Genomic DNA, 26,158 nt, shown 5'->3' with positions numbered 1-26,158 from the left:
CGCCTCCTCAGCCTTCGATGACTTCGCCGGTCGCCTTGGCGACACGAACCTTGCGACCGTTTTCCAGAACGCGATACCCGACGCGGGTAGGATCGCCGCTCTTCGGATCGATCAGCTTCAGGTTGGACAGGTGCACCGGCATCTCCTTCTCGATGATGCCTCCCTGCTCACCCATGCGGCTGGGGCGCGTATGGCGCTTCGCGATCGCGACGCCGCGCACGATGGCCTTCTGCGCGGCAGGCAGCACCGTCACGACTTCACCACGCTTGCCGCGGGATGAGCCGGTGATGACCAGGACCTGGTCGCCCTTCTTGATACGCGCGGCCATTACAGCACCTCCGGCGCCAGCGAAATGATCTTCATGAACTTGCGCGCACGCAGTTCGCGCACGACCGGACCGAAGATGCGGGTTCCGATCGGTTCCTGCTGCTTGTTGATCAGGACAGCGGCATTGCGGTCGAAGCGGATGGCGCTGCCATCGGGGCGACGCACCGGATAAGAGGTACGGACGATCACCGCCTGGTGCACGTCACCCTTCTTCACCTTACCGCGGGGAATCGCTTCCTTAACGGACACGACAATCACGTCGCCGACCGAGGCGGACTTCCGCTTGGAACCGCCCAGCACCTTGATGCACTGCACCTGACGCGCGCCGGAATTGTCGGCGACGTCAAGGTTGGTCTCGGGATGGATCATGCTCTATGCCCTTCTTTACGCCTGTGCGCCAGACTTGGCATCGGTCGCGGGCGCCGCCAGGGGGGCGCCATTGCGAACCACGACGGTCCAGGTCTTGCGCCGGGAAATGGGGCGGCATTCTTCAATGCGCACCGTGTCCCCGATCTTGCATTCGTTCAGCTGATCATGCGCCGCGTACTTCTTCGAACGGCGAATGAACTTCTTGTACAGCGGATGGATGACGCGACGATCGACAAGGACGGTAACCGTCTTGTCCATCTTGTCGCTGGTCACCCGTCCGGTCAGGACGCGCCTTGGCATCGCCCGTCTCCCTTCAGGACTTGACTGCCGGCGCATTGCCGGCAGCGATCTTCTTCAACGCCTCAGACGCAATCGTCTTGACGCGGGCAATCTCGCGACGCACCGCACGCATACGCGACTGCCCTTCGGTCTGGCCGGTTGCATGCTGGAACCGAAGATTGAACTGCTCGCGCTTCAGATCGATGAGAAGCGTATCCAGTTCTTCAACAGTCTTGGCACGCAGATCGGCCGGCTTGGTTGCCTTTGCCATCTCACGCGTCTCCAATACGGGTCACAAACTTCGTCTTGATCGGCAGCTTTGCCGCGCCCAGAGCCAGCGCTTCACGCGCGACTTCCGGCGACACGCCTTCGATCTCGAACAGGATACGACCCGGTTTCACACGGGCCACCCAGTATTCAGGCGACCCCTTGCCGGAGCCCATACGCACTTCTGCGGGTTTTGTCGAGACCGGAAGGTCAGGAAAAATCCGAATCCATACACGTCCCGCGCGTTTCATGGCACGGGTGATGGCACGACGGGCCGCTTCGATCTGACGGGCGGTGATCCGTTCCGGCTGCAGGGCCTTGAGGCCAAAGGCCCCAAAGTTCAGGGTGGTCCCCCCCTTAGCCAGTCCGTGGATACGGCCCTTCTGGGCCTTGCGGAACTTTGTCCGCTTGGGAGAAAGCATTTTTTCAAATCCTCAGCGCCGCCTGGCGCACTCTGTTCCCTATTCCCCGCAGATCAGCGCTGCGGGGCCTGCTCGGCGGCGCGACGATCCTGCGCCAGCGGATCATGGGCAAGAATCTCGCCCTTGAAGATCCAGACCTTCACACCACAGGTGCCATAGGTCGTCTTTGCCGTCGCCACACCATAATCAATGTCGGCACGCAGCGTGTGCAGCGGCACACGACCTTCGCGATACCATTCGACACGCGCGATTTCAGCACCGCCCAGACGGCCGGAGCAGTTGATCCGGATCCCCTGCGCGCCCAGACGCATCGCGGACTGCACCGCGCGCTTCATGGCGCGACGGAAGGCCACGCGGCGTTCCAGCTGCTGGGCGATGTTGTCGGCCACCAGCGTCGCGTCGATTTCCGGCTTGCGGATTTCAACGATGTTCAGCGCGACGTCGGCCTTCGCCATGCGGGTCAGATCCTTGCGCAGCGCATCGATGTCCTGACCCTTCTTGCCGATCACGACGCCCGGACGCGCGGCATAGATCGTCACGCGCGGCTTCTTGGCCGGCCGTTCGATCACGACACGCGACACGCCGGCGCCCGACAGCTTGCGACGCAGGTAGGAACGCAGCTTCAGGTCGTCATGCAGCAGGCGCGCATAGTCCGCGTCGGCGTACCAGCGGCTGTCCCAGGTGCGGTTGATGCCGAGCCGCAGCCCGATAGGATTGACTTTATGTCCCATGGATCAGGCCGCCTTCTTTCCGGTTGCCGCTTCTGCCTCGGGCTGACGCTCCGCCACGATGATCGTCAGATGGCTGAAAAACTTCTCGATACGGGCCGAACGACCACGCCCGCGGGCATGGAAACGACGCATGACGATCGACTTGCCAACTTCCGCGCGCGCCACCACCAGCTGGTCAACGTCCAGCTGATGGTTGTTTTCGGCATTCGCAATGGCGCTTTCCAGCGTCTTCTTGACCTGCTGGGCAATGCGACGCTTGGAGAACGTCAGCGTCGCGATGGCCTGTGCCGCAGGCTTGTTGCGGATCAGGCCCGCAACAAGGTTCAGTTTACGCGGGCTGATGCGGATATTCCGCGTGGTGGCCTGCGCTTCGGTTTCCGCGAGCGTGCGCGGATGCTTAGGCTTGCTCATGATCAGCCCCGCTTCGCTTTCTTGTCCGAGGAATGACCCGTGAAGGTGCGGGTCGGCGAAAATTCACCGAACTTGTGCCCCACCATGTTTTCGGTCACCTGCACGGGCAGGAACTTGTGCCCGTTATAGACGCCGAAGGTCAGTCCCACGAACTGCGGCAGAATGGTTGAGCGACGCGACCAGATCTTGATCACCTCGTTACGGCCCGACGCGCGCGACGCGTCGGCTTTGTTCAGTAGATACCCGTCCACGAACGGGCCCTTCCAGACGGAACGTGCCATCTTGTATGCCCCTTACTTGCCGGTCTTCCGGCGACGGATAATCAGACTGTCCGTACGCTTGTTGACCCTGGTCTTATAACCCTTTGTCGGCTTGCCCCACGGCGTGACCGGATGACGTCCACCCGAGGTCCGGCCTTCACCACCACCATGCGGATGGTCGACCGGGTTCATCACGACGCCACGGTTGTGCGGACGACGTCCCAGCCAGCGGGCGCGGCCTGCCTTGCCCATGTGCTGGTTCATGTTGTCCGGGTTGGACACCGCACCGATCGTCGCCATGCACTCGGCGCGCACGACGCGCAGCTCACCCGACTGCAGCTTGATCTGGGCATAGCCCATGTCCTTGCCCACCAGCTGCGCATAGGTTCCGGCGGAACGCGCGATCTTGCCACCAGCACCGGCCTTGAGCTCGATGTTGTGGATGATCGTGCCGACCGGCACCGCAGACAGCGGCATCGCGTTGCCCGGCTTGATGTCGGCGCGGAGACCGGAAACCACCTGATCGCCAGCCTGCAGGCGCTGCGGCGCGATGATGTAGGCAAGTTCGCCGTCCGCATACTTCACCAGCGCGATGAAGGCCGTGCGGTTGGGGTCATATTCCAGACGCTCCACCGTGCCGACAACGTCGAACTTGCGACGCTTGAAGTCGACATAACGGTAGGACTGCTTGTGACCGCCACCGATGAAACGCGAGGTGGTGCGGCCGTGGTTGTTACGACCGCCGCTCTTGTTCTTGCCCTCGGTCAGCCCCTTGACGGGCTTGCCCTTCCACAGCTCCTTGCGGTCGATCAGGACCGTTCCGCGCAGGCTGGGGGTAACCGGGTTAAAGTGCTTCAATGCCATTTCTTGTCACCCCGCGTCAGGACAGCTTGGCGGTCAGGTCAATGGACTGACCATCGGCAAGCTGCACAAACGCCTTCTTCACATCAGACCGCTGGCCGGGACGTCCCTTGAAGCGCTTCGCCTTGCCCTTCTGGACCAGGGTGTTGACACCCAGGACCTTGACGCCAAACAGTGTTTCCACCGCAGCCTTGATCTCGAACTTCGACGCGCCCGAAGCGACCTTGAAGGCCACCTGGTTCTTTTCGGAAAGGGCTGTCGCCTTTTCCGTGATCAGCGGCGCACGAATGATATCGTACATCGCCTCACGCGACATACGTTCCGCCTTCTTGCGGAGTGCGAGGATGTTGGTCATGCCAGACGCTCCTTCAGACCCTCAAGCCCGGCGCGCGTGATGGCCAGCACCTCGTGATTGAGGATATCGTAGACATTCGCGCCGATCGTCGGAAGGATGTCGATCTTCGGCAGGTTGCGCGCCGCGCGACCGAAGTTTTCCTCAACCGCCGCATCAACGATCAGGGCCGACTTCCAGCCAAGCACCTTCAGCTTCTTCGCCAGCTCGGACGACTTGCCCGATGCCGTGGCGGCGTCGAGAACCACCAGCTTGCCTTCCGCCGCCTTCTGCGACAGCGCGGAAATCAGGCCGAGGCGACGCACCTTCTTGGGCAGGTCATATCCGTGGTCGCGCACGACCGGACCATGAACCACGCCACCCGTGCGGTACTGCGGCGAACGCAGCGAACCCTGACGGGCGCTGCCGGTGCCCTTCTGCCGATAGGGCTTCTTGGTCGTGCCGGAGATTTCCCCCATGCCCTTGACCTTGTGCGTGCCCGCGCGGCGCTTTGCCAGCTGCCAGTGAACGACGCGCGCCATGATGTCCGCGCGCGGCTCGACCTTGAAAATCTCGTCGGGAAGCGTTGCCGTGCCGGCGCTTCCATTCTCGAGGGTTTTGATCTCGTAATCCATTGCCCTCTATCCTCAGCCCGCTACCGGGGTCAGGGCGGCCGGATACGGCGCCTCGGCATGACGGGGCTTCTTGATCGCATCACGAACCAGAATCAGCTCATTCTTGCCGCCCGGGACCGAGCCGCAGATCATCAGCAGATTCTTCTCGGGGTCCACGGCGGCCACTTCCAGATTCAGGGTGGTCACGCGTTCCGAACCGAGATGTCCGGCCATTTTCTTGTTCTTGAAGACCTTGCCCGGATCCTGACGGTTACCCGTCGACCCGTGCGAACGGTGACTGATCGAGACACCATGCGAGGCTTCGAGACCGGCAAAGTTCCAGCGCTTCATCGCGCCGGCAAAACCTTTACCCTTGCTGGTGCCGGTCACATCCACTTTCTGCCCGACGACGAAGTGGGCGGCAGACAGCGTGGCGCCAACTTCCAGGACGGCATCGTCTGCCACCCGGAATTCCGCCAGCTTCTTCTTCGGCTCCACCTTCGCCTTGGCAAAATGGCCACGGCACGGCTTCGTTACATTCTTGACCTTGGCCTTGCCCGACCCAAGCTGGACGGCGGAATAGCCATCGCGTTCCTTGGTGCGGACATCAACCACCTGCAGGTCATCCACCTGCAGGACAGTCACCGGCACATGTGTGCCGTCTTCCTTGAACAGCCGGGTCATTCCCAGCTTTTTTGCGATCAATCCGGTGCGCATCGTCTGGACCTTAGAGTTTAATCTCGACATCCACGCCAGCGGCGAGGTCGAGTTTCATGAGAGCGTCCACGGTCTGCGGGGTCGGCTCGACAATGTCGAGCAGCCGGCGATGGGTCCGAATTTCGAACTGCTCGCGGCTTTTCTTGTCCACATGGGGAGAACGGTTGACAGTGAACCGTTCGATATGCGTCGGCAGCGGGATAGGACCCCGAACCCGCGCACCCGTACGCTTCGCCGTATTGACGATCTCTTTTGTGCTGTTATCGAGCACCCGATGATCGTACGCCTTCAGGCGAATGCGGATGTTCTGGTTGTCCATCTTTCTGTTTCAGTCCAACTTTAACTGGTTCGGGGGAACCCGATCCGCCAATGATATCCCCGGCCAGATCGCTCTGACCGGGGGCATCATCACTTCAGTTACTTACAATCACGCAGTGATCGAAGCGACCACGCCAGCACCGACCGTGCGGCCACCTTCGCGAATAGCGAAGCGCAGGCCTTCATCCATGGCGATCGGGGCAATCAGTTCGACATCCATGGCGACGTTATCGCCAGGCATGACCATTTCCGTGCCTTCCGGCAGGTGAACGACGCCGGTGACGTCGGTCGTGCGGAAATAGAACTGCGGACGATAGTTGGTGAAGAACGGCGTGTGACGGCCACCCTCTTCCTTCGTCAGGATGTAGGCTTCCGCCTTGAACTTCGTGTGCGGGGTGATGGAACCCGGCTTTGCCAGGACCTGACCACGCTCCACGTCTTCACGCTTCGTGCCACGCAGCAGCGCGCCGATGTTGTCGCCAGCTTCGCCGCGATCCAGCAGCTTGCGGAACATTTCGACGCCCGTCACCGTGGTCTTCTGCGTCGGACGCAGACCAACGATTTCGATTTCGTCGCCCACGTTCACCGCGCCACGCTCGACACGGCCGGTCACGACGGTGCCACGGCCGGAGATCGAGAACACGTCTTCGATCGGCATCAGGAACGGACGGTCGATCGGACGTTCCGGCTGCGGGATGTAGTCGTCCACAGCGTTCATCAGGTCCATGACGCGATTTTCGCCAAGTTCCGGGTCACCGTCTTCCAGCGTCACCAGGGCCGAACCCTTGATGATGGGGATATCGTCGCCGGGGAACTGGTAAGCGGACAGAAGTTCACGAACTTCCATTTCCACCAGTTCCAGCAGTTCCGGATCATCAACCTGGTCAACCTTGTTCAGGAAGACGACCAGTGCGGGAACGCCAACCTGACGGGCAAGCAGGATGTGCTCACGCGTCTGGGGCATCGGGCCGTCAGCGGCGGACACGACCAGGATCGCGCCGTCCATCTGCGCCGCACCCGTGATCATGTTCTTCACGTAGTCGGCGTGACCGGGGCAGTCAACGTGCGCGTAGTGACGCTTCGCGGTCTCGTATTCAACGTGAGCGGTGGAGATCGTGATCCCGCGGGCACGCTCTTCCGGCGCCGCGTCGATCATGTCGTAAGCCTTGAACTCCGCACCACCAGCCTTGGCAAGCGTCTTGGTGATAGCAGCGGTCAGCGAGGTCTTGCCGTGATCGACGTGACCGATCGTGCCGATGTTGCAGTGCGGCTTGTTCCGCTCAAATTTAGCCTTTGCCATCGTTTTCTCCGTTACTTCGGCCTCATGCCGAAAGTCGGGTTAGAAAGTTCCGTGTCGGAAGCCCAGCCGGTGAATATACCGACCGGCAATCCTTTACCAGCGGTAATGACTGAACGCCTTGTTGGCCTCAGCCATCCGATGCGTGTCTTCGCGCTTCTTGACGGCCGCGCCACGGTTGTTGACCGCGTCCAGCAGCTCGTTGGACAGACGTTCCTGCATCGTGTTCTCGCCACGCTTGCGCGAGGCGTCGATCAGCCAGCGGATCGCAAGCGCCTGACGACGCTCGGCCCGAACCTCGACCGGAACCTGGTAGGTCGCACCACCCACGCGGCGCGAACGCACCTCGACGGCGGGCTTTACGTTATCCAGCGCGCCATGGAACAGCACCACCGGATCGGCAGCAGCTCCACCGCGACGACGCAGCACCTCGAGGGCGCCATAGACGATCCCTTCGGCGGTGGACTTCTTGCCGTCGTACATCAGGGCGTTCATGAAACGCGTGATGACGACATCACCAAATTTCGGATCGGGAAGAATCTCGCGCTTAACAGCGCGATGACGGCGACTCATGCCTGGTATTCCTTTTACTTGGGACGCTTCGCGCCATAGAGCGAGCGACGCTGACGACGCTTGGCGATACCCTGGGTATCCAGCACGCCGCGCAGAATGTGATATCGCACGCCAGGAAGATCCTTGACGCGACCGCCACGGATCAGGACGACACTATGTTCCTGAAGGTTGTGGCCCTCACCCGGAATATAGCTCACAACCTCATAACCGTTCGTCAGGCGCACCTTCGCAACCTTACGCAGAGCCGAGTTCGGCTTCTTCGGTGTGGTTGTGTAAACACGAGTACAAACGCCACGCTTCTGCGGACATCCCTGCAGGGCAGGTACCTTGTTGCGTTTGGCTGCGGGCTCGCGGCCTTTCGCGATCAACTGGTTGATGGTCGGCATACGCCTTTCCCGATCCTTACAAATTTCGGCCGGCCAACCCCAAAGTCTGGTTGCCGACTGTCGTTCACAACAAAACCCCAACGAATGAAGATCACTCGTTCGGGCATCATATATGCATCCGGCCTGGGCCACCCGATTCCCGGGCGGCGGTACCGCATGCGAGCATGCTGCATTCGACGGCCAACGACGTCATTCAGACAGGGCTAGCCGAGGGCGCGGAACCTACGAAGAGAATGGCCCAAAGTCAAGCCTTCCCCAAGGATTCGGTCATGCGCATGACACGACCGTTCCACATGGGGCATGAAAATGCCCCGTCAACATCGTGAAACGGGATGATTCGACGCCTGACGCGCCGAGTCCCGAATCGGGAGTCACATCATCGATGACGCCCGATGCAGCACAGGGCTGATGGACAGGGACCTGCGCCCCCATCCATCAGCCAGTATCATTCGGCCGCCTTGGGGGCGACCGCAGGCTTGGCCTGGGCCAGTCGCTGCCGGTCCTGGCCGGCGGCCACGGCACGCAGCTTGTTCATCACGCTGCCCGTTCCCGCCGGAATCAGGCGCCCGACGATCACGTTTTCCTTCAGCCCGTTGAGCGTATCCTTCTTGCCCGCCGTGGCGGCTTCCGTAAGGACGCGCGTCGTCTCCTGGAAGGACGCGGCGGAGATGAACGACTGCGTCTGCAGGGAGGCCTTGGTGATCCCCTGAAGGACCGGCATGGCCACCGCAGGACGTTCGCCCATGTTCAGGCGCTTCGTGTTTTCCGTCTCGAACTCGATCCGGTCCACCGTCTCGCCAATCAGGTAGGTCGTATCGCCCGGCTCCAGGATCTCGACCTTCTGGAGCATCTGGCGAACGATCACCTCGATATGCTTGTCGTTGATCTTCACGCCCTGCAGTCGATACACGTCCTGGATCTCGTTCACGAGATAGTCGGACAGCGCCTCGACCCCAAGCACCTTGAGGATGTCATGCGGCACGCGCGGACCGTCGACCAGCGGATCGCCAACCTGCACGAAGTCGCCTTCCTGAACCGAGACATGCTTGCCCTTGGGGATCAGGTAATCCGTTTCCTCGCCCGTCTCGTCGTTCTTCACGATAACCCGGCGCTTGGACTTGTAGTCCTTGCCGAATTCGACGCGACCTTCGGTTTCGGAAATGATGGCGTGATCCTTGGGACGCCGTGCCTCGAACAGTTCGGCCACACGCGGCAGACCACCGGTAATGTCACGCGTCTTCGAACCTTCGCGCGGGATACGCGCCAGCACGTCACCCGCATTCACATGCGCGCCGTTTTCAACCGACAGCAGTGAATCCGGCGACAGGAAGTAGCGCGCGTCGTTGCCGTTCGCCAGCTTCACCACATCGCCCTTGGCATCCTTGAGCTGCAGGCGGGGACGAAGGTCGACCCCCTTGGACGCCTGCTTGTAGTCAACGACAACCTTGGACGTCAGGCCGGTGACCTCATCCATGCGCTCGACAAGCGTGATGGAATCGATCAGGTCGAGATATTCGACCGTGCCCGCCTGTTCGGTGATGATCGGCAGGGTGTAGGGATCCCACTCGGCCAGCTTCTGGCCACGCGTCACCTCGACACCATCCTCGATCAGCAGACGCGCGCCATAGGGCACGCGATAGCGCGCGCGCTCCGTCCCCTTGTCGTCCGTCAGCAGGATTTCGCAGTTACGCGACATCACGATGGGCACGTTCTGGCTGTTCTGCACCACGTTGCGGTTGCGGATCGTCACCTTGCCGTCACGCGACGCCTCGACCATCGACTGTTCCGCGCCACGCTGCGCGGCACCGCCGATATGGAAGGTACGCATCGTCAGCTGGGTGCCGGGTTCACCGATCGACTGCGCGGCGATGACGCCGACGGCCTCGCCGATATTGACCGGCGTGCCACGGGCAAGGTCACGGCCATAGCAGTGGCCACAGACGCCGACGCGGCTGTCGCAGGTCAGGACCGAACGGATCAGGATGCTTTCGACCCCGGCCTTCTCGATCTGCTCCGCCTGCGCTTCCTCGATCAGGGTGTTGCGCTTGAACAGCACCTCACCCGACGCGGGATCCAGCACGTCGGCCGCCAGCGTCCGGCCCAGCATGCGCTCGGACAGGGAGGCGACGACCTCGCCCCCATCCATGACGGCGCGGACCGTCAGGCCGCGTTCGGTGCCGCAATCGTCCTCGACGATGATGCAGTCCTGCGCCACGTCCACGAGACGGCGCGTCAGGTAACCGGAGTTCGCGGTCTTCAGCGCCGTATCGGCCAGGCCCTTGCGCGCGCCGTGGCTGGACGTGAAGTAATCGAGGACCGACAGGCCTTCCTTGAAGTTGGCGATGATCGGCTGCTCGATGATCTCGCCCGACGGCTTGGCCATCAGGCCACGCATGCCGGCAAGCTGCTTCATCTGCGCTGGCGACCCACGGGCGCCGGAGTGGCTCATCATCCAGACCGAGTTGGTCGGCTTGCCGATTTCCTGCTTGGAAATCTCCTTCATCATCGCGGCCTGCACTTCGTCCGTGCAGCGCGACCATGCATCGACCACCTTGTTATAGCGTTCGCCCGCGGTGATCAGGCCGTCCTGATACTGCTGCTCGAACTCCTTCACCTCGTTGGCGGTGCGCTCGACCAGCTCCTTCTTCTCCTTCGGCACGATCATGTCGTCCTTGCCGAAGGAAATGCCGGCCTTCGCCGCATGCTTGAAGCCAAGCCCCATCAAGCGGTCACAGAAGATGACGCACTCTTTCTGCCCGCAATGACGATAGACCGCGTCGATGACGTCCGACACCGTCTTCTTGGTCAGCTGCTTGTTGATCAGGGAGAACGGCAGCGCCGCGCTGCGCGGCAGGATCTGCGCGACCAGCATGCGGCCCGGCGTGGTAATCACCGTCTCACGCGTGACCTTGCCCTCGGCGTCGATATTCTCGATGCGGGCACGGATCTTGTCATGCAGCTTCACCGCGCCCGTGGTCAGGGCGTACTCGACCTCGCCCACGCTGGAAAACGACGGCGCGCCGGTGACGGTCAGGTGGCCCTGCGCGTCATATTCGTTGCGATCCGGGGTGGCGCGGAATTCCGGGGTCTCAAGGCTCAGGTAATACAGGCCCAGCACGATATCCTGCGACGGCACGATGATGGGCTTGCCGTTCGCGGGGCTGAGGATGTTGTTGGTGGACATCATCAGCACGCGTGCTTCCAGCTGCGCCTCGAGGCTCAGCGGGACATGCACGGCCATCTGGTCGCCGTCAAAGTCCGCGTTGAAGGCGGTGCAGACCAGCGGATGCAGCTGGATCGCCTTGCCTTCGATCAGGATCGGCTCGAACGCCTGAATGCCCAGGCGGTGCAGCGTCGGCGCACGGTTGAGCATCACCGGATGTTCGCGGATGACCTCCTCAAGGATGTCCCACACCTCGGGACGTTCCTTTTCAACCATCCGCTTCGCGGCCTTGATGGTCGTGGCGTGGCCGTACTTCTCCAGCTTGGAGTAGATGAACGGCTTGAACAGCTCCAGCGCCATCTTCTTCGGCAGGCCGCACTGGTGCAGCTTCAGCTCGGGGCCGACCACGATGACCGAACGGCCGGAATAATCGACGCGCTTGCCCAGCAGGTTCTGGCGGAAACGCCCCTGCTTGCCCTTCAGCATGTCGGACAGCGACTTCAGCGGACGCTTGTTCGCCCCCGTGATCGCACGGCCGCGACGCCCGTTGTCGAACAGGGCGTCAACCGATTCCTGCAGCATACGCTTTTCATTACGCACGATGATGTCAGGCGCGCGCAGTTCGATCAGCCGCTTCAGGCGGTTGTTACGGTTGATGACGCGGCGGTACAGGTCATTGAGGTCGGACGTGGCGAAACGGCCGCCATCCAGCGGCACCAGCGGACGCAGTTCCGGCGGGATGACCGGGATCAGCTCCATGATCATCCATTCGGGACGCGATTCACTTTCGGAAAACGCCTCGATCAGCTTCAGCCGCTTGACCAGCTTCTTGCGCTTGGCCTCGGACGTGGTTTCCTTCAGTTCCTGACGCAGCTCGACCTTTTCCTGGTCGCAGTCGATGCGTTCAAGGATCTTCTTGATCGCCTCGGCCCCGATGCCGACCTCGATCCCCTCGTCGCCATGCTCGTCCATGACGTCAAGGTACTGGTCCTCGGTCAGCAGGCTGTACTGCTTCAGCGGCGACGTGCCTGGCTCAAGAACGACATAGCTTTCGAAATACAGGATCTTTTCCAGATCCTTCAGCGTCATGTCGACCATCAGGCCGATACGGCTGGGCAGCGATTTCAGGAACCAGATGTGCGCGACCGGGCTGGCGAGTTCGATATGGCCCATGCGTTCGCGACGCACCTTGGCCAGCGTAACCTCGACGCCGCACTTTTCGCAGATGATCCCGCGGAATTTCATCCGCTTGTATTTTCCGCACAGACATTCGTAATCCTTGATCGGACCGAAAATCCGCGCACAGAACAGACCATCGCGCTCCGGCTTGAAGGTGCGATAATTGATGGTCTCGGGCTTCTTGATCTCGCCATACGACCATGAACGGATCTGCTCGGCCGAGGCCAGCTGGATCTTGATCTGGTCGAAGGTCATGGCCTGGCCGGTCTGGCCAAGGATCTTCATGAGTTCATTCATGCGCCGCAAACCCCCTGAGGGAAGAGGACGGGGGCAGAATGACGATCTGCCCCCATCCCTGAAAATAAAACGTATGGACGGGTCGTTACCTGACTCATGGAACGATCAGGTGCCGCTCTGTTCCAGGTCCACGTTCAGGCCCAGTGACTTCAGTTCCTTGATAAGGACGTTGAAGCTTTCCGGGATGCCTGCCTCGAAATCATCCTGCTCACGCACGATGGCTTCATACACCTTAGTGCGTCCGGACACGTCATCGGACTTCACCGTCAGCATTTCCTGCAGGGTGTAGGCCGCGCCGTAGGCCTCGAGTGCCCAGACTTCCATTTCGCCGAAGCGCTGTCCGCCGAACTGCGCCTTACCACCCAGCGGCTGCTGCGTAACCAGCGAGTAAGGACCGATCGAACGGGCATGGATCTTGTCGTCGACCAGGTGATGCAGCTTCAGCATGTAGATGTAGCCGACCGTCGTCTTGCGCTCGAACGGCTCGCCCGTGCGTCCGTCGATCAGCTGCGACTGTCCCGACTTGTCCAGGCCGGCCTTCTCCAGCATGGCCTCGATATCGGGGATGGAGGCGCCATCGAACACCGGCGTCGCAATGGGCACGCCCTTGCGCAGGTTGTTCGACAGTTCCAGCAGCTGGCCATCCGTCATGTCGGCGATGGTGGAGGCAAAGGCCTCCTCCCCGTAGACCGAGCGGAGTTCATCCAGCAGTTCCTGACGCTTCTCGCCCGTCTTCTGGTAGGTATCGACAAGCTGGCCGATCTGGCGACCGATATTGGCGCAGGCCCAGCCCAGATGGGTTTCAAGGATCTGCCCCACGTTCATGCGCGACGGCACGCCCAGCGGATTGAGCAGCAGGTCAACCGGGGTTCCGTCCTCAAGGAACGGCATGTCCTCCACAGGCACGACGCGGGAGACGACACCCTTGTTGCCGTGACGGCCGGCCATCTTGTCACCCGGCTGCAGCTTGCGCTTCACCGCGACGAAGACCTTGACCATCTTCATCACGCCCGGCGGCAGTTCGTCGCCGCGCTGCAGCTTTTCGACCTTGTTGTCGAAACGCGCCTGGATGCGCGACACGGCCGTATCGAACTCCCGGCGCAGGACCTCGAGTTCCGCCATCACCGCATCGGACGCCACCGTGATGTTGCGCCACGCGCCACGCGGATGTTCCGACAGGACCTCGTCGGTGATCAGGGTGCCCGAACGGATGCCCTTGAAGCCCGCGCCCGCCGTCTGCCCGATCAGATGTTCGCGCAGGCGGTTGTAGAAGGAACGTTCCTGGATGGCGCGCTCGTCATCGCGATCCTTTGCCAGGCGTTCGATTTCCGCGCGCTCGATCGCCATCGCGCGTTCGTCCTTGTCCACGCCACGGCGGGAGAAGACGCGCACGTCAACGATCGTGCCGCTGGTGCCCGGCGGCAGCTTCAGCGAGGTGTCGCGGACATCGGATGCCTTTTCGCCAAAGATGGCGCGCAGCAGCTTTTCTTCCGGCGTCATCGGGCTTTCACCCTTCGGCGTCACCTTGCCGATCAGGATGTCGCCCGGGTTCACCTCGGCCCCGACATAGACGATGCCGGCCTCGTCAAGGTTACGCAGCGCCTCTTCGCCGACATTGGGGATGTCGCGGGTGATTTCTTCCTGACCCAGCTTGGTATCGCGGGCCATGACCTCGAATTCCTCGATATGGATCGAGGTGAAGACGTCATCACGCGCGATGCGCTCGGAAATCAGGATCGAATCTTCGAAGTTGTACCCGTTCCACGGCATGAACGCGACCAGCACGTTACGGCCCAGCGCCAGTTCGCCAAGTTCGGTGGAAGGACCGTCGGCGATGATTTCGCCCGCCGAAACCTGATCGCCCACGCGCACCAGCGGACGCTGGTTGATGCAGGTGGACTGGTTCGAACGCATGTATTTGCGCAGGCGGTAGATATCGACACCCTGCGTCGCGCCCGCGTCGTCGGTGGCGCGCACCACGATGCGCGCGCCGTCGATCTGGTCCACGATGCCACGACGCCGCGCCACGATCGTCGCGCCGGAGTCATGGGCGACGGCGGCTTCCATCCCCGTGCCGACCAGCGGCGCGTCGGAACGCACCAGCGGCACCGCCTGACGCTGCATGTTCGAACCCATCAGGGCGCGGTTCGCGTCATCGTTTTCCAGGAACGGGATCAGCGCCGCGGCGACCGACACCAGCTGCTTGGGCGAAACGTCACAGGCCGTCACCTCGTCCGGCAGGACCTGACGGAAATCGCCGCCACGACGCACGGACACCAGTTCGCCGGTCAGGTTGCCCTGCGCGTCCTGCTTCGCGTCGGCCTGCGCCACGACAAGCTTGTCCTCCTCCATCGCGGAGAGGTATTTCCACCCGCTCTGCAGGACGCCATTTTCGACCATGCGATACGGCGTTTCGATGAAGCCGTACTTGTTGACCTTTGCATAGGTCGCAAGCGAGTTGATCAGGCCGATGTTCGGGCCTTCCGGCGTTTCGATCGGGCAGATCCGGCCATAATGGGTCGGATGAACGTCACGGACCTCGAAGCCCGCGCGCTCACGCGTCAGGCCACCCGGGCCAAGCGCCGAAAGACGACGCTTGTGCGTGACTTCCGACAGCGGGTTGGTCTGGTCCATGAACTGGCTGAGCTGCGAGGAGCCAAAGAACTCCCGCACGGCCGCCGCCGCAGGCTTCGCGTTGATGAGGTCATGCGGCATGACCGTATCGATATCGACCGAGCCCATACGTTCGCGGATGGCGCGTTCCATGCGCAGCAGGCCGACGCGATACTGGTTTTCCATCAGTTCGCCGACGGAGCGGACACGACGGTTGCCAAGGTTGTCGATGTCGTCGATCGCGCCGCGGCCGTCCTTCAGCTCGCACATGATCTTGACCGTGCGCAGGATGTCTTCCTTGCGCAGGACGCGCACCGTGTCGGGCACGTCCACGCCAAGGCGCATGTTCATCTTCACGCGGCCAACGGCGGACAGGTCATAGCGGTCGGGATCGAAGAACAGGCCGGAGAACATCGCCTCGGCCGTTTCCGGCGTCGGCGGCTCGCCCGGGCGCATGACGCGATAGATGTCGGTCAGCGCCTCGTCACGCGACGTATTCTTGTCGATGGCCAGCGTGTTGCGGATCCACGGACCGTTGGTCGCGTCGATCGCCAGCGTGACCAGCTTGGTGACGCCCTGGGCCTCGAGTTCCTCCAGACGGGTCTCGGTCAGCTCGTCGCCGGCCTCGGCGAAGATTTCGCCGGTTTCGGGATTGACCATGTCGAAGGCGACAAAGCGGCCGATCAGGCCGGCAGGCCCCACCAGAACATCCTTCGTCGTCTCGGCGATCTTGCGGACCATGCGGGCCGTCAGCTTGGTGTCGACCTGGGCGACGATTTCGCCCGTATCGGCATCCACCAGCGGCTCCAGCAGCTTCTGCCCACGGAATGCTTCGGGGTCGAAGCGACGGGCCCAGCCCTTTTCGCTCTTGATGAACTCGACCTGGCCATAGAAGTAGCCAAGGATTTCATCAGGGCTCATCCCCTGGATTTCCATGGACTCGACATCGCCGCCTTCCGCCGCCTTGGCGTCGCGCGCGGCGCGGGATTCCTCGCCTTCCAGGGCATACAGCAGCGTCGTCACCGGCAGCTTGCGCTTGCGGTCGATGCGGACGTAGATCAGGTCCTTGCTGTCGAATTCGAAGTCGAGCCATGAACCGCGATAGGGAATGACGCGCGCGGCGAACAGGAACTTGCCCGACGAATGGGTCTTGCCCTTGTCATGGTCGAAGAACACGCCGGGACTGCGGTGCATCTGGCTGACGATGACGCGCTCGGTCCCGTTGATGATGAACGTGCCGTTGTCGGTCATGAGCGGCATGTCGCCCATATAGACGGGCTGTTCCTTGATATCGCGGATCGAGCGCGATCCCGTATCCTCATCCACGTCCCACACGATCAGGCGCAGGATCACCTTCAGCGGCGCGGCAAAGGTCAGCCCGCGCTGGATGCATTCCTCAACATCGTATTTCGGCTCTTCGAGTTCATAGCTGACGAATTCGAGTCGCCCACGTCCGGCAAAATCATTGATCGGAAAGACGGAACGGAACACTTCCTGCAGGCCGGTCGGCGTCCGGCTGTCAGGTGCCACGTTCATCTGCAGGAATGCCTCGTAACTGGCACGCTGCACGTCGATCAGATTGGGCATCGGAGCGATTTCGGGTATACGCCCGAAGCTCTTGCGGATGCGTTTGCGTCCCGTGAACGATTTCGTAATCGCGTTCATCGCCTATCCAGCCCCCATCCACACAGACCTGCGTGCCATCCGTCGCCATCGCCTCGCGCCACGGAAAGGCACAGATCCAGAAATTCTTTCAGGCCGCCCATCACCACGGACCAGCCCCAGACCCGTCCCTTACATGACTTGAGGACGACCCCTTCTACCGCCAAAGGCACCCGAGACCTTGCGGTCAGGGTGCCTGTAACGCCCAAGGGGGCGGAGATCGCAGCGATCTCCACCCTCACCTGAATATCATCTCAACATCCGCAAGCAGGAATGTTGACAGGATACATCTTATTTGATTTCGACAGAAGCACCGTTGTCTTCAAGGGACTTCTTGATCTTCTCGGCTTCATCCTTGCTGACGCCTTCCTTGACGGTCTTGGGCGCACCCTCGACCAGGTCCTTGGCTTCTTTCAGGCCCAGACCCGTGATGCCACGGATTTCCTTGATGACGTTGATCTTCTTGTCGCCAGCCTTCGTCAGAACGACGTCGAACTCGGTCTTTTCTTCAGCCGGAGCAGCGGCAGCGCCAGGAGCGGCAGCGGCAACAGCAACCGGAGCAGCGGCGGAAACGCCCCACTTTTCTTCAAGCAGCTTCGACAGCTCGGCTGCTTCCAGAACGGTCAGAGCGGACAGTTCGTCAACAAGTTTGTTCAGATCGGCCATGATTCAGTCTTCCTAATTTATACACTGGTTGGCGCGACACAATCCCGAAATTTCGAAAATGTGCCATTTTGTTGATATTCCGGCGCACCGGAACATAGGTGGCTAGGCTGCCTCGCCCGTCTTGGCATAGGCGCCGAAAACCCGCGCAAGCTGTCCGGCCGGTGCCTGAAGCACACCCGCGACGCGCGTTGCCGGCGTGGAGATGAGCCCCACCAGCTGCGCCCGGAGCGTATCCAGGGACGGCAGTTCCGCCAGGGCCTTGATACCTTCGACATTCAGCGTCTGGGTACCAAGCGATCCGCCGAGCAGAACAAGCTTTTCGTTGGTTTTGGCGAACTCGACCAGCACCTTCGCGACTGCCACGGGTTCTTCCGACCATGAAATCGCGGTCGGCCCCTTCAGCAGCGGCGCGATGCCTTCGAACTGGGTCCCTGCCAGGGCGAGATGGGCCAGCCGGTTCTTCGCGACCTTGTAAGTCGCTCCGGCCGCGCGCACGCGCCGCCGAAGATCCGTCACATCAGCCACCGTCAGCCCGTCGTTGCGGGTGACAATGACCATGGACGTTTCAGCGAACACGGCCGCGAGGGAGGCAACAAACTCCCGCTTCTCCGTACGGTCCAAATCCCGTCTCCATCGTCATCCGTCAGGAAACCTGACGGATTGGGTTTACCCTTGGTGCGCACCCGGCATGGGCACGCCCCGGTTCGCCTGTCCTTTGCAAACGGAACAACCAGTGTCAGGCGACATGCGCCTGCTGATCCGGCATCCCCGTCTTCCGGCTGCAGCCCCTGGGAACAGGTTCCCCGGGACAATCAAGGCACAAGGCCGCATCCGGTCATGGACAGGTTCGGAACACGACCCGCGCGAACGCAGGCCGCCCCCTCCATCCCTCCCCCGTCAGGGGGCGGGACAATCCTTCATTCAGGACGCGGCGAGTGCCGCCACATCCAGATGCACGCCCGGTCCCATCGTGGACGACAGGGATACCTTCTTGATGTAGGTCCCCTTCGCGCCCGTGGGACGGGCCTTCTGCACCGCGTCGACGAACGCGCGGATATTTTCGGCCAGCTTACCTTCCTCGAAGGAGGCCTTGCCGATGCCGGCATGCACGATACCGGCCTTTTCAGCGCGGTATTCGACCTGACCGGACTTGGCGGCGGTGACCGCGCCCTTCACGTCCATCGTGACGGTGCCCAGCTTCGGGTTGGGCATCAGGCCGCGCGGGCCAAGGATCTTGCCCAGACGACCGACCAGCGCCATCATGTCCGGCGTGGCGATGCAGCGATCGAACTCGATCTCGCCAGCCTGCACCTTGGCGGCCAGGTCCTCGGCACCAACGATGTCCGCGCCGGCTGCCGTCGCTTCCTCGGCCTTGGGGCCACGGGCGAACACGCCGACACGCAGGGTCTTGCCCGTGCCGTTGGGCAGCGACAGCAGGCCACGGACCATCTGGTCGGCATGGCGCGGGTCAATACCCAGGTTCATGGAAATTTCGACCGTTTCGTCGAACTTCGCCGTCGCACCCTGCTTCACCAGCGTGATGGCCTCGTCCAGACCATACAGCTTGGATGCATCGACTTTGGCGCGCGCTGCGGCCAGACGCTTGTTCTTTGCCATTGGGATCAGCCCTCCACCACATCAATGCCCATGGCGCGCGCCGAACCTGTCAGCATGCGCACGGCGCCATCGATGTCATTGGCATTCATGTCTTTCATCTTCACTTCGGCGATCTCGCGCAGCTGCGCGATGGTCACCTTGCCGACGCTCGCGGCCTTTCCGACGGTGGAGCTGCCCTTGGTGATCTTGGCGGCCTTCATCAGGAAGTAGGTGTTCGGCGGCGTCTTGGTAATGAAGCTGAAGGTACGATCCGCATAGGCGGTGATGACCACGGGAATCGGCATCCCCGGTTCCATGCCCTGCGTCTTGGCGTTGAACTCCTTGCAGAACTGCATGATGTTCAGGCCACGCTGACCAAGGGCCGGACCAACCGGCGGGGAGGGATTCGCCTTGCCGGCGGGGATCTGCAGCTTGATGTAGCCAACGATTTTTTTGGCCATATCCGGGGCTCCTGACTGTTTCACCCGGACCGCGGTTCTGGCGGTCACCCATGCCTGCATGAGGCAGGGGCAAGAGACCTCCCGCGTTCCGATAAGAGGCGCGCACCTACCGTTGATTCGGGGTAGCTGTCAAGCCCTGCGAGGAAAAAGCTGGCATGTCGAGGTTCTGCGAATCAGGGCCATTGTCCACGTTCACGCCCCCGGCGCTCTTTGGAATCCGCAGGTGCGAATATTGCAGCGGGCCAAAGGGACGGATCTGCTTGTGGTTGGGCAGCTGGCTGGTGTCCCATCCGCCGCCAAGGGCGCGGATCAGTTCCACCTGCGCCTGCATGTAGCGGGTTTCGACCTGCACCTCCGCGATGCGGGCAGTCAGGGCGGCGACCTGCGCCACCACCACGTCAAGGTAATTGGTCAGGCCACCCGTATAAAGCTGCATGGTCATGTTCTGCGTGCGCAGCGAGGCCCTGACCGCGTCGCCTTCCTGCGCGGCCTCACGGTCAAGGTCGTGGGTCAGGCTCAGCCCGTCCTCCACGTCCTTGAAGGCGGCAAGCACGGTGGCGCGGTAACGGTCCTCGGCCTGGCGGTACTGCGACCAGCTGCGCTGCAGTTCCGCGCGCCGCATGCCCCCCTGGAACAGCGGCAGCACCGCCTGCGCGGCATAGTTGTACATGCCGTTGGCGAACTTATCGAGGGTGAAGCCATTATCCATGAACCCCGCCATGGCGCTGAAGGTCACATGGGGATAGAAGGCGGCCCGCGACACGCCGATCGCACGGTTGGCCTGCGCCATCGCGCGTTCCGCACTGGCGACATCGGGGCGGCGTTCCAGCAGGGTGGAAGGAATGCCCGTTGCGATCTTCACCTTGGGGAAGCGGATTTCGGACGTTGGCGTGATATGGAACGCCGAGGGCGAGACATTCACCAGCACCGCGATGGCGTGTTCCATCACCGCGCGACGCGCCAGCAGGTCGGTATCGGACGCCTGCGTCGCCGAAAGCTGCGTCTGCGCGCGGGAGACGTCGATCCCCGCGGCAATCGCGCCAGCCTGGCGCATCTTGGTGATCTGCACCGCCTTTTCGTAATAGCGGATCGAATCCTGATACACCGCGTGCTGCGCGTCCATGCCACGCAACTGCATGTAATCGTTCGCCAGTTCGGACTGGATGCTCAGCCGCGCCACGGCGAAATCGGCGGCGGAGGCCTGTGCCTGCTGCTGGCGCATGCGTTTGCGGTTACGGATCGCGGACCAGAAATCCGGCTCCCACCGCACGGTAGCACCCCATTGCTGCGACGACATGTAGGTCGGACCCTGGGATCCCGCGCCACGCCACAGCCGGTGCTGCGAAGCCTGGTTGTTGGATGCCCCGGCATTGCCGCCGATCTGGGGATAGAGTTCGGACGCCGCCTCCGCCGACAGGTCGCGCGCCTGGGTAAAGGTCTCGGCCGCGGACTGCAGGTCGGGGTTCAGGCGTCCCGCACGTTCCTCCAGATCATTGAGGAGGGGATCGTTGAAGACCGTCCACCAGTCCCCGCGGGGGGCGTCATCGGCGGGCACGCCATAATGCATGAAGCCCTCCCCCTTCCAGTTGTCGGGGTAGAAGTAATGCGCATGCCTGTATTTCGGCGCCAGATCGACACACCCCGCAAGGCCCAGGGCCATCATCGCGCATCCGGCAAGGCAGGCCGCCCGCGCCGGCCAGTGGCGGTTACGCATCAATATGGAACTGCCCTTCATCGACGCGCCCCGGTATCCGCCGCCCCCTGATCGGCCGGCATGGCCCGGACATCGTCGTCATCTTTCGTATTTTCCGTAACCGGCGCCTTTGCCATGGCCGAGGCCCCGGCATCGTTATAGCCGGGGGTGGAGCCGACCAGATACACCTCCTGCCCTTCCAGCAGGCCGGAGGAGGGATTGTTGACGACCCGGTCATGCAGCCCCACGCCCGCAAGGATCTGCACCTTGGTGCCAAGGTTCGTCCCCACGGTGACGTTCCTGAGCCTGACGCGGTTATGGTCGTCAACCACCGCCACCTGCATCCCCTGCGCGCGGAACAGCAGCGCCCCTTCGGGCAGGATCAGGATATCGGGATCGCCCGGCGCGGTGAAATGCACCGTGGCATAGGAATCGGGCCACAGCTCACGCCTGTCATTATCGACCACCAGTTCGGTCGTCACGGTGCGGGTCGCGGCGTTGAACGCCTTGGCCGTGGCAAGGAACTTCGCCTTGAACACGCGTCCCGGATACTGCGGCACGGTGATGTCGCCCGTCAGCTTCGGCCCGATGATGTCGGCATAATCCTGCGGCACGGACACGAACACGCGCATGCGGTGCACGTCGGCCACGCTGAACAGTTCGGTCGCCGTCCCGCGGGAGGACACATCGCCACCGCCCGCGTTCACGTAATCGCCCACGTCGGCAAGGCGCGACGTCACCACGCCGTCAAACGGGGCGACGATCTGCTTGAACCCGATCAGCGCGGCATAGCGCGAGACCTCGTGGCGGGCGGCCTCCACCTCGGCGGCCTGCGCCTCCGCATTGGCGGCCTGCACATCGACTTCCTGCTGCGAGACGGCCTGCGTGCCCTGCAGCGCCTTCCAGCGTTTCGCCGTGATCTGCGCCAGCTTGTACCGCGCCATCGCCACGTCGAAATTCGCCTTGGAGGCGGCGTACTGGGCATCCAGGCCCGGCGTGTCGATGGTGGCGAGGATTTCGCCCGCCTTCACCTTCGCGCCGATATCCTTGTACCACATCTGCACATAGCCCGAGACCTGGGCATAGATCGGGGCCTGGTACCACGCGGAAATGTTGCCCGGCAGGTCCAGCGTACGCGTCTTTGGCCCATGTTCGGGCGAAATGACCTGCACGCGTGGAATGGATGCGTCGGCGGTCTGGCGGCTCAGGCTTTCGACATGCATGCGCCGTTCGACGATCCCGCCCACCACGACGACGGCCACCACGACCACGCCCAGTCCGACCCAGATCCTGCTGCCGCGCCCGCGCTGGCCCTTGCTATCATCAGCGCCCGTCATGCGCGTTCTCCCTCGGCAGTCGTGGTCTTGGATTTTCTTGAATGAATAAGCGCGAACACGCACGGCACGAACAGCAGCGTGGCGCAGGTGGCCACCATCAGGCCGCCCATCACCGCACGGCCCAGCGGCGCATTCTGCGAATTGCTCAGCGACATGGGCAGCATGCCGATGATCATGGCCGACGCGGTCATCAGGACGGGGCGGATACGTTCATATCCCGCCTCGATCGCCGCCTTGATCGCATCGCCATGCAGGTCCATCCGCTCCCTCGCGAAGGCGACCACAAGGATGGAGTTCGCCGTCGCCGTGCCCATGCACATGATCGCCCCCGTCAGGGCGGGCACCGACAGGGCGGTATGCGTGAGGAACAGGCTCCACGAAATACCGGCCAGCGCGCCCGGCAGGGCGGTAATGATGATGAAGGGATCAAGCCACGACTGAAAATTGACGACGATGATCAGGTAAACCAGCAGGATCGACATCGCCAGCCCGGAAATGAGCTGCACATAGGCACCGTTCATGGTCGTCGCCTGGCCACGGACATACAGGCTTGAACCGCGCGGCAGGGATGCGCGTTCCTCGTTCACCACGCGCTCCACCTCGCGCGAGACGGTGCCAAGGTCCAGCCCCTCGTTCGTGGCATAGATGTTGAAGACCGGCATGATGTTGTAATGCGCGACCTCCCCCGGCGTGCCCGTCTGCACGATCTGGCTCAGCCCGCCAAGGATCTGCGGCGGCAGGTTCTGCGGGTTGCCGTCGCCCCGGTCGATGGGGATCGTCTCCAGGTCGTTCATCGTCTGCAGGAACTGCAGCGGCGTCTGGATGTCCACCAGATGCGACACCCCGGTCTTGGGGTCCAGCCAGTAGGTGGGCGAGACCTGACCACTGCCCGACAGGACGGCAAGGGCGTTGTTCGCCACGTCTGCTTCGGTAAGGCCGGTGCCCAGCGCGTAGGTCCGGCGGGCATTGACCCGCAGGGTCGGGGTATTCATCGGTTCCTGCACCGTGACGTCGGTCACGCCGGTAATCTTGCGCAGGCGGCTGGCAAGGTGCTGCGCGAAATCGAAATTGCCATACAGGTTGCGCCCCGACACCTGCACGTCGATCGGCGCGGGCAGCCCGAAATTGAGGATCTTGGCCGTCAGGTCGGCGGGCATGAAGGTGATTTCGGTGCCGGGGAATTTCTCCGCCAGTCCCTTGCGCAGGATGGCGCGGTACTGCGCGACCGGCGCTTCCTCATCCTTCAGCGTCACGGTCAGGTCGCAGTCCTGCGTGCCGACGGTGGGCGTGGGAATGAATGCCTGGTTGAGCGGGCTGAACGGCAGGCCGCAGTTATTGACGATGCCCTCCACCTCGCCGGGCAGCAGGCGTCCGATTTCGTCATTCACCAGCATGGAAATCTTGCCCGCCTCGGCAATCTTGGTGCCGAGCGGCGCGCGCATGTGGATCGCAAGCGCGTTGGAATTGATTTCGGGGAAGAAATCCTGTCCCGCGAAATACAGCAGCCCCAGCGAACAGAATGCCAGCACCGAGAACAGCGGCACGAAACGCCGGCGCGTCGCCAGCAGGTGCATCAGCAGGTCGCGGTAGCGGTTGCGGAAAATCACGAAATAGGCTTCGAACCCGCGCTGGAACCGCGCGAAGATGCTCTGCGATGGCTGGGCCTTTCCACTGGCCAGCGCCTGATGGGCGGCGACCTGCGCGGCGAGCATGTATTTCGCCATCGTCGGCACCAGCGTGCGCGACAGGATGAAGGAGGCGATCATCGCGAAGATGATGGCCTCGGCCATCGGCATGAACAGCCAGCCCGCGACCCCCGTCAGCTGGAACAGCGGCATCCACACGATACAGATGCACAGGGTGGAGACGAAGGTCGGGATGACGATCTGGTTCGCCGCGTCGATGATCGCGGTTTCCAGATCCTTTTCCATTTCCAGATGGGCGTCGATGTTCTCGATCATGACGGTGGCGTCATCGACAAGGATGCCGACCGCGAGCGCCAGACCGCCCAGCGTCATGACGTTGATCGTCTGCCCCGCCGCGCCCAGCCCGATGACCGAACACAGCATCGCCAGCGGGATGGAGGTCGCGATGATGACCGTCGATCGCCACGACCCGAGGAACAGCAGCACGACAAGGCTGGTCAGCAGGGCGGCGGTGCCCATTTCCTGCACCACGTCGCGCACGGCCTCCTTCACGAAGGTGGAGGCATCGCCCAGCACGGTGATGTTCACCCCGGGGGGAAGCGTCTTTATGATCCCGGGCAGCAGCGCCTTGATCCCGCTGACCACCGACAGGGTGGAGGCGTCACCGCTTTTCATGATGACGATCAGGACCGCCTGATGCCCCTTGACCAGCACCATGTTGGTCTGGGGCGGCCCGCCGGCATGCACCCACGCCACGTCACGCAGGTAGACGACGGAGTTCCCCTCCTGCTTGATCGGCATGTTGTTGAAGGTGTCGATCTCCTCCGGCGAGGCATTGGTCTGCACCATGTAGTCGAAGGCGCCGATCTGCTGGTCGCCGGCGGGCAGGACGATGTTCTGCTTGCCCAGCGCGTTGCCGATGTCGGTGGCCGACAGGCCGTGCGCCAGCAGCTTCGTCTGGTCAAGGTCGACCATGATGTTGCCGGGCTGGCCGCCATACGGGTTGGGAATGGCCGCCCCCGCGACCGACACCAGCGCCGGGCGGATCAGGTTGGACGACATGTCGTAAATCTGCGAGGCGGTCATCGATTCAGACGAAACCTGCAGCGTCAGCACCGGCACGGACGAGGCGTTGTAGGTCAGCACCAGCGGCGGGGTCATGCCCGCCGGCATCTGCTTGATGACGGTCTGCGAAACGGAGGTGATCTGCGTCTGCGCCACGGCGGTATCGGTGCCGGGCTGGAAGAAGACCTTGACGATGCCGCGCCCGTAATAGGACTGGCTTTCGATATGTTCGATGTTGTTGACCGTCGCGGTCAGCGCGCGTTCGTAATAATAGACGACGCGCCCGGACATGTCCTCCGGCATCAGGCCGGTATAGGTCCAGCAGATGGCGACGACGGGAATGTTGATGCTGGGGAACACATCGGTGGGGGTACGCAGCAGCCCGCGCACACCGAAAACCACAATCAGGATGGACAGGACGACAAACGTGTAAGGCCGCTTGAGCGCGGTAACAACGATACCATTCATACGCGGCTTGTTTCCCCCGACGCTGGAGCAGGGCCGCCAGCTTCATGTCCCATCGCGGACATGGACGGGAATGCCCCCCCGCCCGCGTCCGGCAATGTGTTCGTGTACATCGTCATAATTTCTCCGTCCCCCTTCGGTGTTAAAATGGG

The 26,158-nt window shown here is 62.4% G+C and carries 25 protein-coding genes; all 25 read right to left on the bottom strand.

Annotated elements, in window-relative coordinates; genetic code table 11:
* Positions 1 to 7: 7 nt before the first annotated feature.
* The gene (rplX, locus tag CFR71_RS00615) at positions 8 to 328 is read right to left on the bottom strand and encodes a 50S ribosomal protein L24 (protein ID WP_110525707.1); all 321 of its coding nucleotides are present in this window, start codon (positions 326 to 328) and stop codon (positions 8 to 10) included.
* The gene (rplN, locus tag CFR71_RS00610) at positions 328 to 696 is read right to left on the bottom strand and encodes a 50S ribosomal protein L14 (RefSeq protein ID WP_003621089.1); all 369 of its coding nucleotides are present in this window, start codon (positions 694 to 696) and stop codon (positions 328 to 330) included. Before rplN ends, rplX begins: the two co-directional genes overlap by 1 nt.
* Before the next feature lie 15 nt (positions 697 to 711).
* A complete protein-coding gene (rpsQ, locus tag CFR71_RS00605; RefSeq protein ID WP_110525704.1) occupies positions 712 to 996 on the bottom strand; it encodes a 30S ribosomal protein S17 in 285 nt (94 codons plus the stop codon).
* A gap of 13 nt (positions 997 to 1,009) precedes the next feature.
* Positions 1,010 to 1,246 carry a 50S ribosomal protein L29 gene (rpmC, locus tag CFR71_RS00600; RefSeq protein WP_110525702.1) on the bottom strand — a complete coding sequence of 79 codons (237 nt, stop codon included), beginning with the start codon at positions 1,244 to 1,246 and terminating at the stop codon, positions 1,010 to 1,012.
* 1 nt (position 1,247) lies between these two features.
* Positions 1,248 to 1,664, bottom strand: coding sequence for a 50S ribosomal protein L16 (gene rplP / locus CFR71_RS00595; RefSeq protein WP_110525699.1), 417 nt, complete (start codon positions 1,662 to 1,664; stop codon positions 1,248 to 1,250).
* Between the two features lie 53 nt (positions 1,665 to 1,717).
* Positions 1,718 to 2,395 (bottom strand): 30S ribosomal protein S3, encoded by a 678-nt coding sequence (gene rpsC / locus CFR71_RS00590; RefSeq protein ID WP_110525696.1) that lies wholly within the window; start codon positions 2,393 to 2,395, stop codon positions 1,718 to 1,720.
* 3 nt (positions 2,396 to 2,398) lie between these two features.
* On the bottom strand, positions 2,399 to 2,806 hold the full coding sequence (rplV, locus tag CFR71_RS00585; RefSeq protein ID WP_110525693.1) for a 50S ribosomal protein L22: 408 nt from the start codon (positions 2,804 to 2,806) through the stop codon (positions 2,399 to 2,401).
* 2 nt (positions 2,807 to 2,808) lie between these two features.
* Positions 2,809 to 3,087, bottom strand: a complete 279-nt coding sequence (gene rpsS, locus CFR71_RS00580) for a 30S ribosomal protein S19 (RefSeq protein ID WP_003621102.1) — start codon at positions 3,085 to 3,087, stop codon at positions 2,809 to 2,811.
* A gap of 12 nt (positions 3,088 to 3,099) precedes the next feature.
* On the bottom strand, positions 3,100 to 3,930 hold the full coding sequence (gene rplB, locus CFR71_RS00575) for a 50S ribosomal protein L2 (RefSeq protein WP_048858898.1): 831 nt from the start codon (positions 3,928 to 3,930) through the stop codon (positions 3,100 to 3,102).
* 16 nt (positions 3,931 to 3,946) lie between these two features.
* Positions 3,947 to 4,243, bottom strand: coding sequence for a 50S ribosomal protein L23 (locus tag CFR71_RS00570; protein ID WP_206057920.1), 297 nt, complete (start codon positions 4,241 to 4,243; stop codon positions 3,947 to 3,949).
* Between the two features lie 35 nt (positions 4,244 to 4,278).
* Positions 4,279 to 4,893, bottom strand: coding sequence for a 50S ribosomal protein L4 (gene rplD / locus CFR71_RS00565; protein WP_110525687.1), 615 nt, complete (start codon positions 4,891 to 4,893; stop codon positions 4,279 to 4,281).
* Between the two features lie 12 nt (positions 4,894 to 4,905).
* Complete coding sequence (gene rplC / locus CFR71_RS00560; protein ID WP_110525684.1) at positions 4,906 to 5,589, bottom strand: 50S ribosomal protein L3; 684 nt, start codon at positions 5,587 to 5,589, stop codon at positions 4,906 to 4,908.
* Between the two features lie 10 nt (positions 5,590 to 5,599).
* Complete coding sequence (gene rpsJ, locus CFR71_RS00555; protein ID WP_007282720.1) at positions 5,600 to 5,908, bottom strand: 30S ribosomal protein S10; 309 nt, start codon at positions 5,906 to 5,908, stop codon at positions 5,600 to 5,602.
* A 108-nt stretch (positions 5,909 to 6,016) separates the two neighbouring features.
* Entirely contained in the window at positions 6,017 to 7,207 is a 1,191-nt protein-coding gene (tuf, locus tag CFR71_RS00550) for an elongation factor Tu (RefSeq protein ID WP_110525681.1), read from the bottom strand.
* Positions 7,208 to 7,300: 93 nt separating this feature from the next.
* Positions 7,301 to 7,777 (bottom strand): 30S ribosomal protein S7, encoded by a 477-nt coding sequence (gene rpsG / locus CFR71_RS00545; protein WP_003621106.1) that lies wholly within the window; start codon positions 7,775 to 7,777, stop codon positions 7,301 to 7,303.
* 14 nt (positions 7,778 to 7,791) lie between these two features.
* Entirely contained in the window at positions 7,792 to 8,163 is a 372-nt protein-coding gene (gene rpsL, locus CFR71_RS00540; RefSeq protein ID WP_003621118.1) for a 30S ribosomal protein S12, read from the bottom strand.
* A gap of 445 nt (positions 8,164 to 8,608) precedes the next feature.
* The gene (gene rpoC / locus CFR71_RS00535; protein WP_110525678.1) at positions 8,609 to 12,802 is read right to left on the bottom strand and encodes a DNA-directed RNA polymerase subunit beta'; all 4,194 of its coding nucleotides are present in this window, start codon (positions 12,800 to 12,802) and stop codon (positions 8,609 to 8,611) included.
* A gap of 105 nt (positions 12,803 to 12,907) precedes the next feature.
* On the bottom strand, positions 12,908 to 17,080 hold the full coding sequence (gene rpoB / locus CFR71_RS00530) for a DNA-directed RNA polymerase subunit beta (protein WP_110525674.1): 4,173 nt from the start codon (positions 17,078 to 17,080) through the stop codon (positions 12,908 to 12,910).
* Positions 17,081 to 17,368: 288 nt separating this feature from the next.
* Positions 17,369 to 17,743, bottom strand: coding sequence for a 50S ribosomal protein L7/L12 (rplL, locus tag CFR71_RS00525; protein ID WP_110525671.1), 375 nt, complete (start codon positions 17,741 to 17,743; stop codon positions 17,369 to 17,371).
* Positions 17,744 to 17,845: 102 nt separating this feature from the next.
* On the bottom strand, positions 17,846 to 18,364 hold the full coding sequence (rplJ, locus tag CFR71_RS00520; protein ID WP_110525668.1) for a 50S ribosomal protein L10: 519 nt from the start codon (positions 18,362 to 18,364) through the stop codon (positions 17,846 to 17,848).
* 300 nt (positions 18,365 to 18,664) lie between these two features.
* Complete coding sequence (rplA, locus tag CFR71_RS00515; RefSeq protein ID WP_110525665.1) at positions 18,665 to 19,360, bottom strand: 50S ribosomal protein L1; 696 nt, start codon at positions 19,358 to 19,360, stop codon at positions 18,665 to 18,667.
* Positions 19,361 to 19,365: 5 nt separating this feature from the next.
* Positions 19,366 to 19,800, bottom strand: coding sequence for a 50S ribosomal protein L11 (gene rplK, locus CFR71_RS00510; RefSeq protein ID WP_110525663.1), 435 nt, complete (start codon positions 19,798 to 19,800; stop codon positions 19,366 to 19,368).
* Between the two features lie 106 nt (positions 19,801 to 19,906).
* On the bottom strand, positions 19,907 to 21,535 hold the full coding sequence (locus CFR71_RS00505; RefSeq protein ID WP_110525660.1) for an efflux transporter outer membrane subunit: 1,629 nt from the start codon (positions 21,533 to 21,535) through the stop codon (positions 19,907 to 19,909).
* Positions 21,532 to 22,830, bottom strand: a complete 1,299-nt coding sequence (locus CFR71_RS00500; RefSeq protein WP_110525657.1) for an efflux RND transporter periplasmic adaptor subunit — start codon at positions 22,828 to 22,830, stop codon at positions 21,532 to 21,534. The genes CFR71_RS00505 and CFR71_RS00500 overlap by 4 nt, the downstream gene beginning before the upstream one ends.
* Positions 22,827 to 26,009, bottom strand: a complete 3,183-nt coding sequence (locus CFR71_RS00495; protein WP_110525654.1) for an efflux RND transporter permease subunit — start codon at positions 26,007 to 26,009, stop codon at positions 22,827 to 22,829. Before CFR71_RS00495 ends, CFR71_RS00500 begins: the two co-directional genes overlap by 4 nt.
* Between the last annotated feature and the right edge of the window lie 149 nt (positions 26,010 to 26,158).

It is taken from the genome of Novacetimonas pomaceti (genome assembly GCF_003207955.1).
Taxonomy (GTDB): Bacteria; Pseudomonadota; Alphaproteobacteria; order Acetobacterales; family Acetobacteraceae; genus Novacetimonas; species Novacetimonas pomaceti.
The sequence above is the reverse complement of the archived record's forward strand: the minus strand, read 5'-3'. Positions and strand labels throughout refer to the sequence as shown.

Coding starts and splice junctions, on each gene's coding strand:
- rpsJ (WP_007282720.1), bottom strand. CDS start 5,908: ATGGACAACCAGAACATCCGCATTCGCCTGAAGGCGTACGATCATCGG.
- rpmC (WP_110525702.1), bottom strand. CDS start 1,246: ATGGCAAAGGCAACCAAGCCGGCCGATCTGCGTGCCAAGACTGTTGAA.
- rplC (WP_110525684.1), bottom strand. CDS start 5,589: ATGCGCACCGGATTGATCGCAAAAAAGCTGGGAATGACCCGGCTGTTC.
- rpoB (WP_110525674.1), bottom strand. CDS start 17,080: ATGAACGCGATTACGAAATCGTTCACGGGACGCAAACGCATCCGCAAG.
- rplP (WP_110525699.1), bottom strand. CDS start 1,664: ATGCTTTCTCCCAAGCGGACAAAGTTCCGCAAGGCCCAGAAGGGCCGT.
- tuf (WP_110525681.1), bottom strand. CDS start 7,207: ATGGCAAAGGCTAAATTTGAGCGGAACAAGCCGCACTGCAACATCGGC.
- rpsQ (WP_110525704.1), bottom strand. CDS start 996: ATGCCAAGGCGCGTCCTGACCGGACGGGTGACCAGCGACAAGATGGAC.
- CFR71_RS00500 (WP_110525657.1), bottom strand. CDS start 22,830: ATGACGGGCGCTGATGATAGCAAGGGCCAGCGCGGGCGCGGCAGCAGG.
- rplV (WP_110525693.1), bottom strand. CDS start 2,806: ATGAGCAAGCCTAAGCATCCGCGCACGCTCGCGGAAACCGAAGCGCAG.
- rpsC (WP_110525696.1), bottom strand. CDS start 2,395: ATGGGACATAAAGTCAATCCTATCGGGCTGCGGCTCGGCATCAACCGC.
- rpsL (WP_003621118.1), bottom strand. CDS start 8,163: ATGCCGACCATCAACCAGTTGATCGCGAAAGGCCGCGAGCCCGCAGCC.
- CFR71_RS00495 (WP_110525654.1), bottom strand. CDS start 26,009: ATGAATGGTATCGTTGTTACCGCGCTCAAGCGGCCTTACACGTTTGTC.
- rplL (WP_110525671.1), bottom strand. CDS start 17,743: ATGGCCGATCTGAACAAACTTGTTGACGAACTGTCCGCTCTGACCGTT.
- rplK (WP_110525663.1), bottom strand. CDS start 19,800: ATGGCCAAAAAAATCGTTGGCTACATCAAGCTGCAGATCCCCGCCGGC.
- rplD (WP_110525687.1), bottom strand. CDS start 4,893: ATGGATTACGAGATCAAAACCCTCGAGAATGGAAGCGCCGGCACGGCA.
- rplA (WP_110525665.1), bottom strand. CDS start 19,360: ATGGCAAAGAACAAGCGTCTGGCCGCAGCGCGCGCCAAAGTCGATGCA.
- rpsS (WP_003621102.1), bottom strand. CDS start 3,087: ATGGCACGTTCCGTCTGGAAGGGCCCGTTCGTGGACGGGTATCTACTG.
- rpsG (WP_003621106.1), bottom strand. CDS start 7,777: ATGAGTCGCCGTCATCGCGCTGTTAAGCGCGAGATTCTTCCCGATCCG.
- rplN (WP_003621089.1), bottom strand. CDS start 696: ATGATCCATCCCGAGACCAACCTTGACGTCGCCGACAATTCCGGCGCG.
- CFR71_RS00505 (WP_110525660.1), bottom strand. CDS start 21,535: ATGAAGGGCAGTTCCATATTGATGCGTAACCGCCACTGGCCGGCGCGG.
- CFR71_RS00570 (WP_206057920.1), bottom strand. CDS start 4,243: ATGTCGCGTGAGGCGATGTACGATATCATTCGTGCGCCGCTGATCACG.
- rplX (WP_110525707.1), bottom strand. CDS start 328: ATGGCCGCGCGTATCAAGAAGGGCGACCAGGTCCTGGTCATCACCGGC.
- rplB (WP_048858898.1), bottom strand. CDS start 3,930: ATGGCATTGAAGCACTTTAACCCGGTTACCCCCAGCCTGCGCGGAACG.
- rpoC (WP_110525678.1), bottom strand. CDS start 12,802: ATGAATGAACTCATGAAGATCCTTGGCCAGACCGGCCAGGCCATGACC.